A 17,026-nucleotide genomic window follows, 5' to 3' on the forward strand; every position below is an offset into this window, starting at 1 on the left:
CGAGCGAGCGAGCGGGGCGGGCGGGCGGCGAGCGGGGCGAGCGGGCGGGCGAGGCGAGCGGGCGGGCGGGCGAGTCGGGCGAGGCGGGCCAGGCGGGCGAGGCGGGGTGGGGAGGGGGGCTAGCGGCGTTTGGGGACTCGGACTACTAGGGAGCCGGGTTCGACCTCGGCGGTGAGGGTTCGGCCGGGGCCGATGCCGTCGCCGTCCAGTTGGCGCTGGACGTCGACCGCGGCGGTGATCTCCACCTTGCGGCCGGTGAAGCGCTCCAGGTACATCTCGGTGCGCTTGGTCCGCGTCATCACCCGCCAGAAGACCAGCGGCCACTGCGTCACCCGCCGCGGCGCGATCACCACCACGTCGATCAGCCCGTCGTCCGGCCGCGCGTCCGGCAGCAGCGGGATGTTCGCCTGCAGCATCCCCACGTTGCCGACCACGACCGTCCGCACCCGGCGCTCCACCGGCTCCTCGTCGTCCAGCACGATCCGGACCTTCACCGACGGATGGTTGATGTTCTTCGCCGCCGAGACCAGGTACGCCGTCCAGCCGATCTGCGCCTTGAGGATCGGCGGCGCCCCCGTGATGATCGCCGCGTCCAGCCCGAGCCCCGCCATCACCGCGAAATGATCCGTGTCGAGGCCGTCCCCGGACACCTTCACCAGATCGATCCGCCGGTCCCGCCCGTCCAGGATCCGCTCCAGCGCGTCATCCAGATCCAGCGGGATATGGAGGTTCCGGGCCAGCAGGTTCCCCGTGCCGGCCGGAATCACGCCCACCGGGATGCCGGTACCCGACAACGCCGCGCAAACGACCCGCACCGTACCGTCGCCGCCCGCGACCAGGATCAGATCCGACTCGTTCTCGATCGCCCGCTTCGCCATCGCGTTGCCCGGATCGTCCTCCCGCGTCTCCAGCCACAGCGGATCGTCGAACCCCCGGACCGCGAGCGCCCGGGTCACCTTGCGCCGGAACGCGACCCCGTCACCCACCTTGATCGGGTTGACGATGACAGCGGCCCGCGGCGGTACCGACGTACCGTTCTCGTCCGACGGCAGCCGTCGCCGGCGTCGCCGCAGCCCCGGCCGCAGCCCGAAACCGATCGAGGTCGCCGTCAGGATCCCCAGCCCGAGCGCCCAGCCGCCGAGCACGTCGGAGACCCAGTGCAGGTTCAGCGCGACCCGGTCGACGGACGCGATCCAAACCACCGCGATCGTCGGCAGCGTCACCAGCAGCCGGAAGCGCCGTCGCCAACCACGGACCGACGGGAGCACGACTCCGAGTGCCCCGGCCATCACGAAGGCGGCGGTGGCGTGCCCGGAGACGTACGACCAGCCGCCGGACTCGACCAGCATCTGAGCCGGCCGCGGCCGCTCGAAGATGTGCTCGACCGCCTGGACCAGCCCCAGCTCGGCCCCTGCCGAGACAACCAGCCAAACGGTCAGCAGCCGGGCGCGCCGGTGCCAGAGGTAGATGGCGACGACCAGGATCACCGCTCGCGAGGTCCACGGCAGGATCACCGCCCCGATCACCTGCCAGACGTCCACCGTGCTCGGGTGGGTGGCGCCGTACGTCGCGACGCGAGCGGCGACCGACTCGTCCCAGCGCCGCAACGGCGGCCAGTCGCCGAACACCAGAAGGGTCACCACGATGAACGGCAGCGCACCCAGGACAACCGTCAGCGCACGGCCAACATGAGTCGGTGGATGGTGGTTCATACCGGCTGATTTCCCCCTAGGTGACCTGCTGGTCTCAGCTCATCATCCCGAATACACTTCGCCGCCGCTGACACGCCCCGATACCCTGCACCTGTGATCGATGCCAAATTGCTCCGTGAGAACCCCGATGTCGTCCGCGCGTCCCTGACCAAGCGTGGCGAGAGTACCGACCTGGTCGACCAGGTCCTGGCGGCCGACGGTGATCGTCGATCGTCCATCGCGGCGTTCGAGTCGTTGCGCTCGGAGCAGAAGGGCCTCGGCAAGGAGGTCGCCCAGGCCAAGGGCGACGAGCGGACCGCCCTGCTCGAGCGCACCAAGGCGCTCGCCGCCGAGGTGAAGGCCAACGAGGCCGCCGCGACCGAGGCGGAGGCCCGCTTCAACGAGCTGGCCGGCAAGCTGCCCAACCTGGTCTCCGACGAGGCCCCGGTCGGCGGCGAGAAGGACTTCACCGTCGTCGAGGAGATCGGCAAGCCCCGCGACTTCGCGGCCGAGGGCTTCGAGCCCCGCGACCACCTTGAGCTGGGCGAGCTGCTCGGCGCGATCGACATGGAGCGCGGCGCGAAGGTGTCCGGCGCCCGGTTCTACTTCCTCAAGGGTGTCGGCGCGCTGCTCCAGCTCGGCATGCTCCAGCTCGCGATCGCCCAGGCGGTGGAGAACGGCTTCACCCCGATGATCACGCCGAGCCTGGTCAAGCCCGAGATCATGGGCGGCACCGGCTACCTGAACGCCCACGACGACGTCTACCGGCTGGAGGAGCCAGAGCTCTACCTGGTCGGTACGTCGGAAGTCCCGCTGGCCGGCTACCACATGGACGAGATCCTCGACGTCTCCGCCGGCCCGATCCGGTACGCGGGCTGGTCGTCCTGCTACCGCCGCGAGGCGGGCTCGTACGGGAAGGACACCCGCGGGATCATCCGTGTCCACCAGTTCGACAAGGTCGAGATGTTCTCCTACTGCACCCTGGAAGACGCTGCCGCCGAGCACCAGCGGCTGCTCGGCTGGGAGAAGGAGATGCTGGACAAGATGGAGCTGGCCTACCGGGTGATCGACACCGCGACGGGTGATCTGGGCGCCTCGGCGTACCGGAAGTTCGACTGCGAGGCCTGGGTGCCGACCCAGGGCGCGTACCGCGAGCTCACCTCCACCTCGAACTGCACCGACTTCCAGGCCCGCCGGCTGAACATCCGGCACCGCGACGCGGACGGCAGGCCGCGTCCGGTCGCGACCCTGAACGGCACGCTGGCCACCACCCGCTGGCTGGTCGCGATCCTCGAGACGCACCAGCAGGCGGACGGCTCGGTCCGGGTCCCGGCAGCGCTCCGCCCGTACGTCGGGGGCCGCGAGGTCCTCGAACCGGTGGGCAAATGACGGATGGCTGGCGGCCCAAGGCCGTTGCCCTCGACATCGACGGCACCCTGATCGACCACGACGAGCGGCTCTCGCCCGCCGTGGTCGACGCGGTCCGCCGGGCCGCTGCCGAGGTGCCGATCATCCTGGCGACCGGCCGGTCCTGGCAGACCACCCAGCCAGTCGCCGAGCTGCTCGGCCTGCCTGCCGGATTTGTTGTCTGTAGCAACGGTGCGCGCACTCTGCGGCAGCCGTCCGGCGAAGTGGTGGACGAGCGGACCTTCGACCCGACCACAGTGATCGCCTCGGTCCGCAAGTACGCGCCGAACGCCCGGATGGCGGTCGAGGAGGAAGACACCGGCTATCGGGTGACCGCGCCGTTCCCGCCCGGCGACCTGGGCTCGGACGACGTGAGGATCAGGGTCGTCTCCGACGCCGAGTTGGCGCCGGGGCACGTGACCCGGTTGATCATCCGCGATCCGGACCAGTCCGAGGACGACTTCATCCAGCTGGCCGAACGCCTCGGCCTGCACGGGGTCAGCTACGCGGTCGGCTGGACCGCCTGGCTCGACATCGCGCCGGAGGGCGTCGACAAGAGCACCGGCCTGAAGGTCGCGCTGGCGCAGTACGGGCTGGAATCCGACGACCTGCTCGCGCTCGGCGACGGCCGCAACGATATCGAGATGCTCGTCTTCGCCGGGCTCGGGATTGCGATGGGTTCGGCGCCCGACGAAGTGAAAGCGAAAGCCGACGAAGTCACCAAGTCGGTCAGCGACGACGGTGTCGCCGCGGTGCTCAATCGATATTTCTGAGGCTCACGTGAGGAACTATTCGACGACAATGAAATAGCCGTCGGAGATAGTTTCACAGGGCAACCAAGCTGTACGACGCAAAGGCCGTGGCTCCTGCTGTAGCAGGGGCCACGGCCTTTTGAATGACTGATAGTCCGCTGGCGGGCCGAGTATCAGGTCAGGCGACGCGGGTGGTGCCGGGACGAGGTGACTGGCAGGGCCGGTCCACCACGGCGTCGAACGCGTCCAGGACGGCGCTCAGCTCCGGGCGGGCGCGCGGTGCCTTGGTCGCCGGGCTCTGTCCCCGGCGGGCCCTGCGCAGGTGGCGCTTGACGGTCGACAGTGAGCATCCCAGCCGCATGGCCAGGGATTCCAGGCTGTCGTTGGGGTACTGCGTACGCAGCCGCAGGACCTCTTCGTGGCTGACCGGCCGGCGCGTGCCCCGCGCTCCGGCGAGCTGGTCGAAATCGTCTGCCTGGACCTCGACGTCCAGCAGGTTTCGCATCGAGCGGCGCTGCGCAGCCGTGGTGCCCGCGACGAAGCCGCTGACATCGTGCTGGGCGACGGCACTGAACAGGCAGTCGGTGAACAACGGGCAGGACGCGCAGACGGCCTTGGCCTCACGGACCAACTGGTCATAGCGTTCCCGTGTCCGCCGGGTCGCCGATGCGGGCGGCGGCTCTTCCATCAACCGGTGCTGGAAGATGTCCGTGCGTGCGGTGCAGCCGGTCATCGTCCCTTCCAGGATGGAAGATCTGTCGACAGCCGCACGAGAGCCGTTGCTCCCTTGCCCCGCTATCTTGGCGCTGTTGACGATCATCGTGGCTCCCCAAGTTCCAGGACTCGTGTGAACGAACGGTGAATGACGTTCGAACACCCGAGCCCACTAGCTGATGGACCGATCTGTTGCCGACCCACCCCTGTCGTCCCGGCGCGGGACGCACCGATCCATAACTGTTGACGCTGTGGACGCGGATTTGGTTGCACCCAATTCCACATCGATATGTCGACGGTCTTTACCAGGGTGGGGCTGCGCCGGACGGTGATCCGGAACAGGACTGGGACGCGGTTGAATCGCCCCCGGTTCCCCGTTCGCCACCGCATGAAATCACGCGGAAACCCTGCTGTGCATGGGAACTGGCTGCCTTTGCAGCTTCCTGCCGTAACGGTCTGATGACGTTGTTCAACGGTCAATCAGATTGCACGTTTAGCGCTGTCCAAACGGTTGCGCCGGGCCTGCTCGAAGAGGTATAGGCGACTCGGTCGCAGGAAGATACGGTGGTCCGGTGCCGATCCCCACAGCAGTCCGCCCGCCCCGTCTGGTCGCGACCGATCTTGACGGAACCTTAGTACACAGTGATCGTTCGATCTCTCCGCGCACCAAGGCGGCGGTGCTCGCGGTGCAGGAAGCCGGCGCCCAGTTCGTGATGGTGACCGCCCGGCCGCCACGCTGGCTGCACGACCTGGCCGACCTGGTCGGCGCGCACGGTGTCGCGATCGTTGCCAACGGCGCCATTCTCTACGACGTCGTTGGGCGTAAGGCGATCCGGACCGCGCTGATCGATCCGGCGGTCGCCCTGGAGGTCGCGCTGGCGATCCGGGCCGAGCTGCCCGACGTCGAGTTCGCGATCGAGCGGACCGACCGTTACGGACAGGAGCCGCACTATCTCAATCGGTGGCCGAAACCCGAGGACACGTTGGTCGCGCAGCTCGACGAGTTGCTGTCCGAACCGGCCGCGAAGCTGCTGGTTCGCCATCCCAGCAGGCATTCCGACGACCTGCTGGCCGTCATCGGCCCGCTGGTCGGGACGCGGGTGACGGCCAGCCACAGCGGCGGCACCAGCCTGGTGGAGATCTCCGCGAGCGGGGTCTCGAAGGCGGCGATGCTGGCCGAATTCGCTGCTGAGCTGGGGATCACGGCCGATCAGTCGATCGCGTTCGGCGACTCGCTGAACGATCTGCCGATGCTCGCCTGGGCCGGGACGTCGTACGGGATGGCCAACGCGCACGCCGAGGTGCTGGCGATGGTCGACGTCGTCTGCCCCACAAACGACGAGGACGGTGTCGCCACCGTCCTCGAAGAACTCTTCAACCTCCAGTGAGCTAGAGGTACATGCCTCCGCTGCCCGGGCCGTCCGTGGTGCCGGGCTGCGGCGGGCCGGGGAAGGGCGAACCCTCTTCGGGGGCAGGCATCCCCTGGCCGCCGGGGAGGGCGCGGCGCATCTGCTCCAGCTGCTGGCGGGCCGCCATCTGCTGGGCGAACAGCGCGGTCTGGATTCCGTGGAACAAACCCTCCAGCCATCCCACCAGCTGGGCCTGCGCGATCCGCAGCTCCGCCTCGGTGGGCGTGCTGTCCTCGGTGAAGTCGAGGCTCAGCCGCTCGAGCTCCTCGACCAGCTCCGGCGCGAGGCCGCTCTCGAGCTCCTTGATGGAGGCTTCGTGGATCGCCCGCAGCTGGTTGCGCGAGGCCTCGTCGAGTGGTGCCGCCTTCACCTCGTCGAGCAACTGCCGGATCATGTTCGCGACCCGCATCACCTTGGCCGGCTGCTCGACCAGCTCGGTCACCGAGCGCGGCTCGTTGTCCCGCTCGTCGCTGCGGTCACGCGGCGGCCCTTCGACAGCCATGCCGTCCGGACCGACGATCAGGATCTTGCCGTCCTCGGTCTGGGCGCCGGTCATCTGTGCTTCCCGCTCGCCCTGGTTCTCGCCGCTGCTCTCGCTCATGAACCCATCCTAGGTCTGCTGGGTTCGGGCCTTCAGGAGGCCTTGGCGCGATGCCTGCGCACGGCGTCACGGTTCGCACACGCAGGGCTGCAATAGCGCTGCCGACCGCCGCGCGACAGGTCGGCGTACACGTTGTCGCAGCCGTCCGCGGCGCATCGGCCGAGCCTGGACATGCCGCGGCCGGCCAGGTGCAGCGCGGTACCGGTGCTGATCAGCGTCGCGACCAGCCGTCCGACCGGTACGCCGTCAGGCCGGTAATGCATGTGCCAACCGTCGCCGGCGTGATTGGTCAGCCGGGGATGCTCCGTGTACTTCGCCAGCATCGCGTTCATCAATCGCACCCGGCTGTCCTCGTCGGGTGCGTCGACGACCTCAAGCCACTCGTCCAGTGCGACCCGTACCGCGGCGAGGTCGGCGGACGTCACCCGTCTGGCCCGCACCAGCCGGCTCTCGACGCCACTCTCCTCGCAGCGTTCGGCCAGCTCGATGGCAGTGGACGCCGGGTTGGTCACCAGATTCACGGCCAGCAGGACCGCGTCGGCGCCGTAAGGGTTGAGATGCACAATGTCATTACAGCACGATGGACCCATGACCACCACAGCTGAAGTCCACCGGCACCGCTGGCACGTCGAGTCGTCGCATCCCGTCAGTGAGGGATTACTCAGCTACCAGCGCTGCGCGTGCGGCCAGTGGCGGGTGACGAGTACGCCGCTGCACCCGGTTGCCCATCCCGAGCTGACCAGGATCGCCGAATAGGTGCCCAGGGCAACGAGGTGCGGCGGCGTACGTAGTACCGGCTAGTCGACCCGGCTGACCATCGGCAGCCGGGACCTGGTCAGCAACCAGGCCAGCAACCCCGCGAACAACGGCACCACGATCACGATGCCCCCGATCTCCCGCCACGGAATCATGAAGTGCGGCGACCCGAAGGCCGCATGAGCCGTGTAGCCGTACAGAGCACCGACTCCCACGCCCAGCAGACATCCCAGCTCACCCAGCACCCAGGCCTGCGCGGCGGCCAGGTTGCGCCGACGCCGTGGCTGGGCGCCGATCGCGGCCAGTGTCGCGAGGTCTGCGCGCCCCTCCGCCGCAGACAGCGAGACCGAGATGGCCACCCCGAGCAATGTGACGATGGTCGCCGCGGCCATCAGCCCGAGGAACCACAGCCGCGCCGGGCTCTCATAGCCCTTCTCCACGTGCAGATAGTCGTCGTGCCCGAGTAGCTTCGCCACTGCGTTGAGCTCGTCGCCGGTCGGCTCGCGCTCGAGTTGGTAGACCGCCAGGTACGGATCGACGGTGCCGAGCTTCTTGGCGGCTTCCGTGCTGATCAGCGCCGAGGTGGACAGCTGACCCGCCGTCGGAGCGGAGGCAACCGCAGTCGCCGGCACGGTGATCGCCGACTTGCTCTCGGGGTCACCGTCCGAACTCACCGGGACCTTCCCGTCCTTGATCCCAGCCGGAGAGGGGAGCACGATCTTGCCGGTACGCAGGGCCGCCGCCGCTTGCGGGCCGTAGCCAGGGAATCGTGCGATGTACGCCGGGTCGACGGCCATCAAGGTGTAGCCGGACTGGGTCGCCGTCGGCGGCGTGACGACAGCGAGCGTGGGGGTGAAGGGACCATTGCGCTTCGCCCCGGTCTGGACGATCTGGCCGATCTCGTAGGTCTTCTCGGTCGGCAGCGCGTCGGCCACTCGCTGCGCCGTCACCGGCGAGTAGGTGACCCCACCCGGCGAGAAGCGCAGGACGGCGTCACCGTGCAGGCTTTCCGGGACGTAGTCCTCGGCGTCGGCCGCGATCGAGTTGGAGATCGCGAACGCGATCGCTGCGGTCGCTCCGACCGACATCATGATGGCGGCCGCGGCCGGCCCGGTGCGATGTCTGTGCCGGGCCGCGTCGCGCAGTGCGAGCCGCCCGCTCAGCGGCAGGAATCGGGCGAACCCGGCCAGCTTGGCCACCAGGTTCGGCAGCATCCAGACCAGACCGACGATCGTCGCGGTGATGCCCAGTAGTACCAACGCGATCTGCTCGGTTGGAGTGACGGTCGCCCGGTAGTGCTCGCCTTGAGCGGCAACCTGCCGTTGGGCCTCCACCAGTGCCCTCGACATCCAGATGCTGCCGATGATCGTGCTGACCACACCGAAGATGACCAGTCCGATCGCCGGCCTACGCAGTCTGACCACTCCGCCGGCCGCGGCGAACCGCCCGCTGAGTGCAGCCAGCGGCGTCTGCCGACCTGCGCTGATCGCAGGCACGATCGCCGCGGCAAGACCGGCCAGCAATCCCAGGGCCGCGATCGGCACCAGGCTGAGCCACGGAATCTCGTTGCTGACGATCAGCGTCGACAGCATCTTCTCCCACAGGGGCCGGCCGGCAAGGGTTGCGAGGATCGCGAGCAGCAGCCCGCCGCCCGCGCCGATCGCCCCCATGAACAGGCCCTGCGCCAAGACGATCCGGCGGATGTCGCGTGGTGTCCCGCCGGCCGCCGTGACGAGTCCGAGGTCGCGGGTCTGCCGACGGGCGATGACGGCGAACGCGGTACCGGCGAGCAGGACGATCTCGAGGATGCCGAATCCGATCACCAGTGCCATCACCGCGACGGCCCCGGCGTCGGTCGAGCCGCCGTACGGATCCGGCGGCGGGTCGACGATGTTTGCCCTTGGCAACAAGGCCAGGCCGTTGCCGAGCAGCCGGTCGCTCAGGGCGTCCGCGTCGGTGCCGTCGGGGAGGTCGGCGAGATAGACGATCGGGGAGTTCGGATCCAGGGTCGCGAGCGGGGTGTCCGGAGTACCGAAGATCGTGCGCAGGCTGGGATTGGTGAAGGTACGGGCCAGTCCGACGACCTGGTACTTGTGTCCGCTCGCCGCGGTCAGCGTGGCATCGGCCTTGAGCTTGTCGCCGTCCAGGAGCCCGAGGTACTCAGCCAGCGAGGGAGAGACCGCGACCTCTGTGGGCTTACCGGGCAGCTGCCCGCCGTCGAGCCGGAAGGTGCCGGCGGTCAGCTTGCTCCGGCCGTCGCCTGTGACCAGCCCGACCGAGGTGTCAGCCCCTGGCCCACGCACGTCGACCGTCCCGACCTCAGTCAATGCGCGGGCCGTCGTACTCCCCGGCGGCAGGAATGGCAGCGGATCGACCTTGCTGGTGTCGCGTGGCTGCTGATCGGTGCCCTCCAGCATCCCGGGGTCGCCTGTCATCAGGCTTGGCCGGGCCGGCCACGGATTCAGCTTCGCGTACGTCGAGACGGTGAGCTGGGCGTCCGCCGAGCCGATCGTGGTCCGGGCGAGCGTCTCGCCGGTCGGTGTCTGCGCCTTGTCCATCAGCCCGATCCACGATGCGGCGAACACCGGTACGCCGATGAGCGCGGCGACAAGCAGAGTCCTCCCGATCGAACGCCGCGCGGTCCGCCGGGCGATCCGGAGCGGGGGTCCCCAGCCGGCCATCAGTGCGTTTCCAGCAGCACGTCGACCTCGGGGAGCGGACCCGCCTGGCCTACCAGGACACCATCACGCAGGTAGACGACGCGATCGGCCCAGGCGGCGTGCCGGGCGTCATGGGTGACGAGGACGCCGGCGATGCCGTGCTGGTCGCAACGGTCGCGGAGGAGCTGGAGGACGGCCTCGCCGGTCTCGGAGTCGAGGGCACCGGTGGGCTCGTCGGCGAGCAGGATGCGACGTTCGCCGACGATGGCGCGGGCGATCGCGACGCGTTGGCGCTGGCCACCGGACATCTCGTCGGGAAACCGGTCGGCCAGCTCCGCGATGCCCACCTCCGCCAGCGCGGCTTCGGCGTACTTGCGGGCGGTACGGGCGCGGGTGCCGTCCAGCTCGAGCGGCAGCATCACGTTCTCGGCGGCGGTCAGGGCCGGGATCAGGTTGAAGTCCTGGAAGACGTACCCGATCCGGCGGCGGCGCAGAGACGCGACACCCTTGGTGCTCAGGGTGGCCAGGTCGTTGCCGTCGACGAGGATCTCGCCGCTGGTCGGCCGGTCGAGTCCGCCGGCGCAGGTCAGCAGCGTCGACTTGCCCGAGCCGGACGGGCCCATCACGGCCACGAGCTCACCGGATGCCACCGCCAGGTCGACGCCGCGCAGCGCGTGCACGGCCTGCTCGCCGGTTCCGTGCACCCGGGAGAGATTGCGAATGTCGAGGATCGTGCTCATGAGTGGGCCCCCGCCTCTTGGTCTTCCTCGGAATGAATCACCGGCGTGCTGGTCCTTCGATGGCGCGACAGCATCGCCTCGCAGTGGTCCAGCCAGCGGATCTCGGCCTCGGCGCCGAAGATCATCGACTCCAGCACCAGCAGCCAGGAGATCTCGCCGTCGCGGCTGCCGCGCTTGAGCCGGGTCAGCTCCTGCATCGACTGCATGGTCGCCGCGCGCTGCCGCTGCAGCACCGCGGTCACGTCGATCCCCGGTACGGCGAGCGCCAGCGCGAGCTTGATCGCCAGCTCGTCCCGCGGCCGCGACTCCCGGGTCACCGGCGTCTCGAACCACTTCGCCAGCTCGTCCCGGCCGGCCTCGGTGATCTCGTACAGCGACCGGCCGTCGGCGTCCTTGCCGGTCTGGCCGGCCTGCACCAGGCCGTCGCGTTCGAGCCGGGTCAGGGTCGTGTAGACCTGCCCGATGTTCAGCGGCCAGGTCGAGTTGGTGGCCGCCTCGAACTCGCCGCGCAGTTGGTAGCCGTACTTCGGTTCCGTCCGGAGCAGCGCCAGCAAACCGTGCTTGATCGACATAGATACTGAGTATGCATACTCAGTATTCTCCGGTCAACAAGGCCTGCCCGGCCACTAACCTTCAGCGGTACCCGACCTCCACCGGTGAGGAGCTTCATGCAGCCCGCAGCATTCGGCGCGACGGTGGTCACCGCGCGCCCGGCCGAGGTCGCCGCGTTCTACGAGCGGCACTTCGACCTGAAGATCGCCCTCGACATCGGCTGGTTCATCACCTTGCGGCGCGGTGACGCCGACTGGGAGCTGGCCATCACCGAACGCGGCCACGAGTCGGTCCCGGCCGCCGTCTCCGCGCTCACCGAGAGCGGCAACGTCTTCGGTTTCATCGTCGACGACGCCGATCGGCTGGCGGCATCCCTGGTCGAGGCCGGCGTGACGCTGGAGACCGAGGTGGTCACCGAGGTCTGGGGCCAGCGGCACTTCTTCGTCCGCGACCCCGAGGGCACCTGGATCGACGTCATCCAGCTGGTCGCCCCGGACCCGGAGTGGCTGGCCGCGAACTTCCCCGCGGCCGAGTAGTTCTCAGATCGTCAGCAGGATCTTGCCGATGTGGTTGGACTGCTCGAGCGCTTCGTGCGCTTGAGCGACGGCCTCCAGGGGATAGGTGCGCTGGATCACCGGGCGTACCTTCTTGGCAGCGACGAGTGGCCAGACGTGCCCGACCACCTCGGCGAGGATCTGCCCCTTCTCGGCCACCGAGCGGACCCGCAGGCCAGTACCGGTGACGGATCCGCGCCTCGACATCAGCCGCCCGAGGTCCAGCTCGGCCTTGGTCCCGCCCTGCATCCCGATGACGACCAGCCGGCCGTCGTACGCGAGGGTCTTCACGTTGTCCTGCAGGTACTTCGCGCCCATGATGTCGAGGATCACGTCGGCGCCCTGTTTGCCGGTGGCCTCGTTGACCACCGACGCCCACTCGGCTTCCTTGTAGTTGATCGCGACCTCCGCGCCGAGCCGGTGGCAGAAGTCCATCTTGTCCTTGCTGCCGACCGTGCAGAGCACCCGCGCACCGTGAGCCACCCCGAGCTGGATCGCCATCGTGCCGATCCCCGACGAGCCGCCGTGCACGAGCAGGGTCTCGCCCTCCTTGAGGTGGGCGGTCATGAACACGTTCGACCACACCGTCGCGACCACCTCGGGCAGCGCGGCCGCGCTCACCAGATCGACGCCCTCAGGTACCGGCATCACCTGGGGAGCCGGTACGACGACCTTCTCGGCGTACCCGCCACCGGCGAGCAGCGCGCAGCACTCGTCACCGACCGACCAGCCCTCGACCTCGGCGCCGACCGCGGCGATCGTGCCCGACACCTCGAGCCCGATCGTGCCGGGTGCGCCCGGAGGCGGCGGGTAGTGCCCCTGCCGCTGGAGCAGGTCCGCCCGGTTCACCCCGGCGGCGACCACGTTGATGACGACCTCGTCGACGGCAGGGGTCGGATCCTCGATCTCACCGATCGTCAGGACCTCGACGCCACCGGCACCCTCACAAACGACAGCTCGCATGCCTGCCACCGTACTGCGTCCGGTCTCGGCTAGCTCACGATCTTCGCCATGTCACCGGCGATGCTCTCGAGTGGATCGACGGTGCCTATCGACTTGAACCAGTCCCACAGTTCCAGTGAATGGTAGAGGCGGTAGAGCGTCGTGCGGGGTCGCCAGTCGGTGGGGAGTGCGCCGTAGCCCTCGACGAGGCCGGCGAGCTTGTCCGCGTTGCCCCAGATCGAGTAGCACTCGGTCTTGGCGAGATCCATCAACGGGTCGGCGGCGATCGCGTTCTCGACGTCGATGAACCCCCGCACCTGCCAGGTCACCGGGTCGACGAGCACGTTGCCCTCGTGGAAGTCGTTGTGGCAGAGGACCGGCTGCGTGGCGTTGCCGAGGAGTTCCGCGTGCTGCTCGACGTACTGTCCGATGCTTTCGCTCAGCCGTGGATCGCCGTCGAGCTGGTCGAACTCGTTGAGCTTCTTGGTGAACTGGCGGCGCATGTAGGCGTCGTTGGTGGGGAGCGGTTCGAGCACCTCGTCGGTGAGATAGCCGTACGCCGGTTGCGGGATACGGTGGATTCGCTGGAGCAACTCGCCGAGCTGGACGTAGACGCTCTTCCAGTCCGGCGGCTCCGCCTCCGACAACGGCACGCCGTCGAGTTTCGTCAGCACGGTGAAGGCCGGGTCGCCGGGCTCGGCGTGCAGAACTCTTGGCACGGAGTCGCCGAGGTGCTCCTGCAGCAGCCCATAGACATGGACTTCCTTGGCCTGCTTCCAGGCCCACTCCGGTTCGTAGATCTTCACGATCACCGGTTCGGCCGCGTTCCGGCGTACCTCGAACACCTTGCTCAGCCGGCCACCGGACCGCTCGACCACCTCTTCGATCGAACTCCCCGGACAGGTCTTCTCAACCATCGCGGCGATATCCATTGCCGCCAAGGTAGGGCGCTCGCTCCTGGGTGTCGAAGCAATTAGTCGTCGAGGTCGGCCCAGGAGTCGACGTCGTCGCCGGCCCTGGTGGGCTTCGACCAAGCGAGGTCCAGGCCGAGGAAGAGCCGCCTGACCGACTTGTTCTGCGGATCACCGACCCGCTTCAACGCCTCGACCAGCGCCGTACGCCGGTACGCCGCCGCCAGCCACTGCTCCCGACCGTCCGTGTCCAGCAACCCGAACCCGTCACGCTCCCCGACCCCGTCGACCAACCTGGTGACGTCGTCAGCCGTGATCCACGGCAGATCGCAAGACACCAACACAACGACGGGTGCTCGTCCGATGGTGAGCCCGGCCGCGATCCCCGCCACCGGCCCACCACCCGGCGGATCCTCCCTGGCCCACTCCACCGCCCGGCAAACCCCACGCTCCGGTCCCACCACAACCGTCGACACCGCGGCCTTCGTTGCCGTCAGCACCCGATCGATCAACGACACCCCGTCCAGCACCAGCAGCGCCTTGTCCACTCCACCAAATCGAGTAGACCCACCCCCGGCCAGCACCACCACATCGAACTCCACCCCATCAGTCTGCCCGACCCCTCCGCTTTCCTTCCTTCCCTTGGTCCTTGCCTGGCACCATGGGGAGGTGAAGATCGCCGTGGTGCAGACCGCCAGTTCGCACGACAAGGCCGCCAACCGTGAGCTGGTGACGCGGCTCGTCGCCGACGCGGCGGCCGGCCGGCCGGATCTCGTCGTGCTGCCCGAGGCGATGATGGCGGACTTCGCGACCGAGGGCGGTTCGGTCGGCGATCTGGCCGAGGCGCTCGACGGCGAGTTCGTCGGGACGCTGCGCAAAGCCGCGGCCGAGCACGGCGTCGCGATCGTCGCGGGCATGTTCGAGCGCAGCTGCGACGAGGCCCGGCCGTACAACACGCTGCTCGCGGTCGGCGCGGACGGTGATCTACTCGGCGCTTACCGCAAGATCCACCTGTACGACGCGTTCGGCTACCGCGAGTCGGACCAGCTGACGCCGGGCGACGTCGCGCCGGTCGTCGTCCAGGTCGCCGGGCAGAAGCTCGGACTGATGACTTGCTATGACCTGCGGTTCCCCGAGTTGTCGCGAGCGCTGGTCGATGCGGGGGCGGAGGTGTTCGTAGTACCGGCGGCTTGGGTGCGCGGCCCGCTCAAGGAGCATCACTGGACCACGCTGCTGACGGCTCGTGCGATCGAGAACACCTGTTATGTCGCCGCCGCCGCGCAGAACGGGAAGAAGTACTGCGGTCTGAGCCAGATCATCGACCCGCAGGGCATCGCCATCGCCGCCGTCGGGGAGGCGGACGGGATCGCCTCCGCCGAGATCTCCGCGGATCGGCTCACCGAGACCCGGCGGCGCAATCCGTCACTGCAGAACCGACGCTTCACGGTGTCTTCTCGCTAGGTTTCCTGAGATCACCCGCCCAAAGTCCGGACAAGCGAGCTAGCCTCCTGCTGTGACGCTGCGCCCCGACGATTTCGACCTCGACCACCATGGCGATCTCGAGGTCGGGCATGGCCTGGTCGATCTCGCGGTCAACGTCCGGGCCGGTACGCCGCCGGGCTGGCTGGTCGAGGAGGTCGGTGCGAGCCTGACCGACCTCGCCGCGTACCCGCGCCAGGACGCGGCGCTCGCGGCTGTGGCGGCGCGGCATCGTCGTGACCCGTCGCAGATCCTGCTCACCGCGGGCGCGGCCGAGGCCTTCGTACTGATCGCTCGCGCCTTCCGGCCGCGGCACCCGGTCGTCGTTCACCCACAATTCACCGAGCCCGAGGCTGCTTTGCGCTCGGCCGGCCATCTGGTCGACCGGGTGATCCTGGGGCCGGAGACGGGGTTCGCCCTGGATCCCCGTGCGGTGCCTTCCGACGCGGACCTGGTCGTCATCGGCAACCCGACCAACCCGACGTCGATCCTGCACGGCGCCGATGAGCTGCGCGAACTCGCCCGCCCCGACCGCATCCTGGTCGTCGACGAGGCCTTCATGGACGCGGTCCCCGGGGAGCCGGAGTCGCTGGTGGGGGCGTCGATTCCCGGGCTGGTGGTGGTACGGAGTCTGACCAAGACCTGGGGGCTGGCCGGCCTCCGGGTCGGGTACGTCGTGGCGGCGCCGGCGCTGATCGAGCAGTTGGCGGCGGTGCAGTCGCAGTGGCCGGTGTCCACTCCTGCGCTGGCTGCTGCGATTGCTTGCAGCAACGAGCGCGCTGTGGCCGAGGCGGCGCAGGCGGCTGCTGATCTGGATCGGCAACGGGCTCATCTGCTGGCCGGTCTGAGGTGTACGGCTGCTGTTTCGACGTACGGGGTTGCGCGGGGGCCGTTCGTGCTGGTGCATGTGGCCGGTGCTGCGGTAGTACGGGAACAGTTGCGGGAACGCGGTTTCGCCGTACGGCGGGGTGACACGTTCCCTGGGCTGGGTCCGGACTGGCTGCGGATCGCGGTGCGGCCGGAGTCGGTCACGGATGCTTTTCTGAAGGTCTGGCAGGACGTGCTCGGTTGATCAGCTGATCGCTGAAGAACCGAGTGCTCGCTGTAACGCGCTCAAGGGTTTAGGCCCGGTCTACTTTGCGCACAAGATGGGCGACAGGACACTCCGGGTACTTCGAAGGGAGCAGCATCATGGGTTTGAGCGACGACGACATGACGACCTCGTCGGCCGACAGCGAGGGGCCGGCCGACGGTGGTGCGTCCAGCGGCGCGACCGATGGCGGCGCTGACGGTGGCGGCAACACCTCATCGAGCGGCTCCGGACTCCCCGGAAACGCCGAGGGTGAAGGCTTCGCCGACGGCGGCGCAACGGTAGGCGGCCACGACGGCGGCGCCGATGGCGGAGCAGACGCCGGCGCTGGCGAAGGCCCTGCCGACGGTGGAGCTGTGGGCGGCGGTACTGACGGAGGCGCAGACGGCGGTGCCGAGGGACCGGCTGACGGTGGCGCTTCCCCTGGCGTCAGCGATGGCGGCGCAGACGGCGGTGCTGACAGCGGCGCAGGTGAAGGCCCTGCAGACGGCGGAGCCGTAGGCGGCGGTACTGACGGCGGTGCCGATGGTGGCGCCGAAGGACCCGCCGATGGCGGCGCTTCCCCGGGTGTCAGTGACGGCGGAGCTGACGGCGGTGCTGACAGCGGTGCTGAGGGTCCGGCTGACGGTGGCGCTTCGCCGGGTGTGACGGACGGCGGAGCCGATGGCGGAGCTGGTGGCGAGGGCTTGGCCGATGGTGGCGCCAACGCCGGTGGCCATGACGGCGGCGCGGACGGTGGCGCTGACGGCGGTGCTGACGGGAACTTCT

18 protein-coding genes are annotated in these 17,026 nt (G+C 68.9%); 7 read left to right on the forward strand and 11 right to left on the reverse strand.

Going from position 1 to position 17,026, the window contains the following annotated elements; translation table 11 throughout:
• Positions 1 to 119: 119 nt before the first annotated feature.
• A complete protein-coding gene (locus tag ABD116_RS08830; protein ID WP_343966843.1) occupies positions 120 to 1,712 on the reverse strand; it encodes a bifunctional phosphatase PAP2/diacylglycerol kinase family protein in 1,593 nt (530 codons plus the stop codon).
• 93 nt (positions 1,713 to 1,805) lie between these two features.
• Here ABD116_RS08830 and serS point away from each other — a divergent pair, with 93 nt between their 5' ends.
• Together serS and ABD116_RS08840 are read left to right on the forward strand one after the other, a co-directional pair.
• Positions 1,806 to 3,080, forward strand: coding sequence for a serine--tRNA ligase (gene serS, locus ABD116_RS08835; protein WP_343966846.1), 1,275 nt, complete (start codon positions 1,806 to 1,808; stop codon positions 3,078 to 3,080).
• Positions 3,077 to 3,871, forward strand: coding sequence for an HAD family hydrolase (locus tag ABD116_RS08840; RefSeq protein ID WP_343966848.1), 795 nt, complete (start codon positions 3,077 to 3,079; stop codon positions 3,869 to 3,871). Before serS ends, ABD116_RS08840 begins: the two co-directional genes overlap by 4 nt.
• Before the next feature lie 157 nt (positions 3,872 to 4,028).
• Here ABD116_RS08840 and ABD116_RS08845 read toward each other — a convergent pair whose 3' ends face one another.
• On the reverse strand, positions 4,029 to 4,670 hold the full coding sequence (locus ABD116_RS08845; RefSeq protein WP_343966850.1) for a WhiB family transcriptional regulator: 642 nt from the start codon (positions 4,668 to 4,670) through the stop codon (positions 4,029 to 4,031).
• A 466-nt stretch (positions 4,671 to 5,136) separates the two neighbouring features.
• Between ABD116_RS08845 and ABD116_RS08850 the strand changes: the two genes are divergently transcribed.
• Positions 5,137 to 5,952: an HAD family hydrolase gene (locus tag ABD116_RS08850; protein ID WP_343966852.1), complete on the forward strand. Its 816-nt coding sequence runs from the start codon at positions 5,137 to 5,139 to the stop codon at positions 5,950 to 5,952.
• A 1-nt stretch (position 5,953) separates the two neighbouring features.
• On the opposite strand, the gene ABD116_RS08855 is transcribed toward ABD116_RS08850, so the two are convergent.
• Both ABD116_RS08855 and ABD116_RS08860 read right to left on the reverse strand, forming a co-directional pair.
• On the reverse strand, positions 5,954 to 6,574 hold the full coding sequence (locus ABD116_RS08855) for a bacterial proteasome activator family protein (protein ID WP_343966854.1): 621 nt from the start codon (positions 6,572 to 6,574) through the stop codon (positions 5,954 to 5,956).
• 32 nt (positions 6,575 to 6,606) lie between these two features.
• Positions 6,607 to 7,137, reverse strand: a complete 531-nt coding sequence (locus tag ABD116_RS08860; RefSeq protein ID WP_343966859.1) for a CGNR zinc finger domain-containing protein — start codon at positions 7,135 to 7,137, stop codon at positions 6,607 to 6,609.
• Between the two features lie 25 nt (positions 7,138 to 7,162).
• Between ABD116_RS08860 and ABD116_RS08865 the strand changes: the two genes are divergently transcribed.
• Positions 7,163 to 7,330, forward strand: coding sequence for a hypothetical protein (locus ABD116_RS08865; protein ID WP_343966861.1), 168 nt, complete (start codon positions 7,163 to 7,165; stop codon positions 7,328 to 7,330).
• A 41-nt stretch (positions 7,331 to 7,371) separates the two neighbouring features.
• Here the strand turns inward: ABD116_RS08865 and ABD116_RS08870 are convergent, their stop codons facing one another.
• Genes ABD116_RS08870 through ABD116_RS08880 form a run of 3 tightly spaced genes read right to left on the reverse strand, consistent with a single transcriptional unit; the run spans position 7,372 to position 11,302 of the window.
• Positions 7,372 to 10,011 carry an FtsX-like permease family protein gene (locus ABD116_RS08870; protein WP_343966863.1) on the reverse strand — a complete coding sequence of 880 codons (2,640 nt, stop codon included), beginning with the start codon at positions 10,009 to 10,011 and terminating at the stop codon, positions 7,372 to 7,374.
• On the reverse strand, positions 10,011 to 10,730 hold the full coding sequence (locus tag ABD116_RS08875) for an ABC transporter ATP-binding protein (RefSeq protein WP_343966865.1): 720 nt from the start codon (positions 10,728 to 10,730) through the stop codon (positions 10,011 to 10,013). Before ABD116_RS08875 ends, ABD116_RS08870 begins: the two co-directional genes overlap by 1 nt.
• Positions 10,727 to 11,302 (reverse strand): PadR family transcriptional regulator, encoded by a 576-nt coding sequence (locus ABD116_RS08880; RefSeq protein ID WP_343966867.1) that lies wholly within the window; start codon positions 11,300 to 11,302, stop codon positions 10,727 to 10,729. Before ABD116_RS08880 ends, ABD116_RS08875 begins: the two co-directional genes overlap by 4 nt.
• Positions 11,303 to 11,398: 96 nt before the next feature.
• On the opposite strand from ABD116_RS08880, the gene ABD116_RS08885 reads away from it, so the two are divergent.
• Positions 11,399 to 11,818 carry a VOC family protein gene (locus ABD116_RS08885; RefSeq protein ID WP_343966869.1) on the forward strand — a complete coding sequence of 140 codons (420 nt, stop codon included), beginning with the start codon at positions 11,399 to 11,401 and terminating at the stop codon, positions 11,816 to 11,818.
• 3 nt (positions 11,819 to 11,821) lie between these two features.
• On the opposite strand, the gene ABD116_RS08890 is transcribed toward ABD116_RS08885, so the two are convergent.
• The 3 genes from ABD116_RS08890 to mobA are packed head-to-tail and all read right to left on the reverse strand — an operon-like array spanning position 11,822 to position 14,291.
• Positions 11,822 to 12,799 (reverse strand): NAD(P)H-quinone oxidoreductase, encoded by a 978-nt coding sequence (locus ABD116_RS08890; protein WP_343966870.1) that lies wholly within the window; start codon positions 12,797 to 12,799, stop codon positions 11,822 to 11,824.
• A gap of 29 nt (positions 12,800 to 12,828) precedes the next feature.
• On the reverse strand, positions 12,829 to 13,710 hold the full coding sequence (locus tag ABD116_RS08895) for a phosphotransferase family protein (protein WP_343966871.1): 882 nt from the start codon (positions 13,708 to 13,710) through the stop codon (positions 12,829 to 12,831).
• 41 nt (positions 13,711 to 13,751) lie between these two features.
• A complete protein-coding gene (mobA, locus tag ABD116_RS08900) occupies positions 13,752 to 14,291 on the reverse strand; it encodes a molybdenum cofactor guanylyltransferase (RefSeq protein WP_343966873.1) in 540 nt (179 codons plus the stop codon).
• A 67-nt stretch (positions 14,292 to 14,358) separates the two neighbouring features.
• On the opposite strand from mobA, the gene ABD116_RS08905 reads away from it, so the two are divergent.
• Both ABD116_RS08905 and cobC read left to right on the forward strand, forming a co-directional pair.
• Positions 14,359 to 15,150, forward strand: coding sequence for a carbon-nitrogen hydrolase family protein (locus ABD116_RS08905; protein WP_343966875.1), 792 nt, complete (start codon positions 14,359 to 14,361; stop codon positions 15,148 to 15,150).
• 52 nt (positions 15,151 to 15,202) lie between these two features.
• A complete protein-coding gene (gene cobC / locus ABD116_RS08910; protein ID WP_343966877.1) occupies positions 15,203 to 16,240 on the forward strand; it encodes an Rv2231c family histidinol phosphate aminotransferase CobC in 1,038 nt (345 codons plus the stop codon).
• A gap of 233 nt (positions 16,241 to 16,473) precedes the next feature.
• Here the strand turns inward: cobC and ABD116_RS08915 are convergent, their stop codons facing one another.
• Positions 16,474 to 16,977 carry a hypothetical protein gene (locus ABD116_RS08915; RefSeq protein WP_343966879.1) on the reverse strand — a complete coding sequence of 168 codons (504 nt, stop codon included), beginning with the start codon at positions 16,975 to 16,977 and terminating at the stop codon, positions 16,474 to 16,476.
• Positions 16,978 to 17,026 lie beyond the last annotated feature (49 nt).

Source organism: Kribbella koreensis, assembly GCF_039525325.1.
GTDB lineage: Bacteria > Actinomycetota > Actinomycetes > Propionibacteriales > Kribbellaceae > Kribbella > Kribbella koreensis.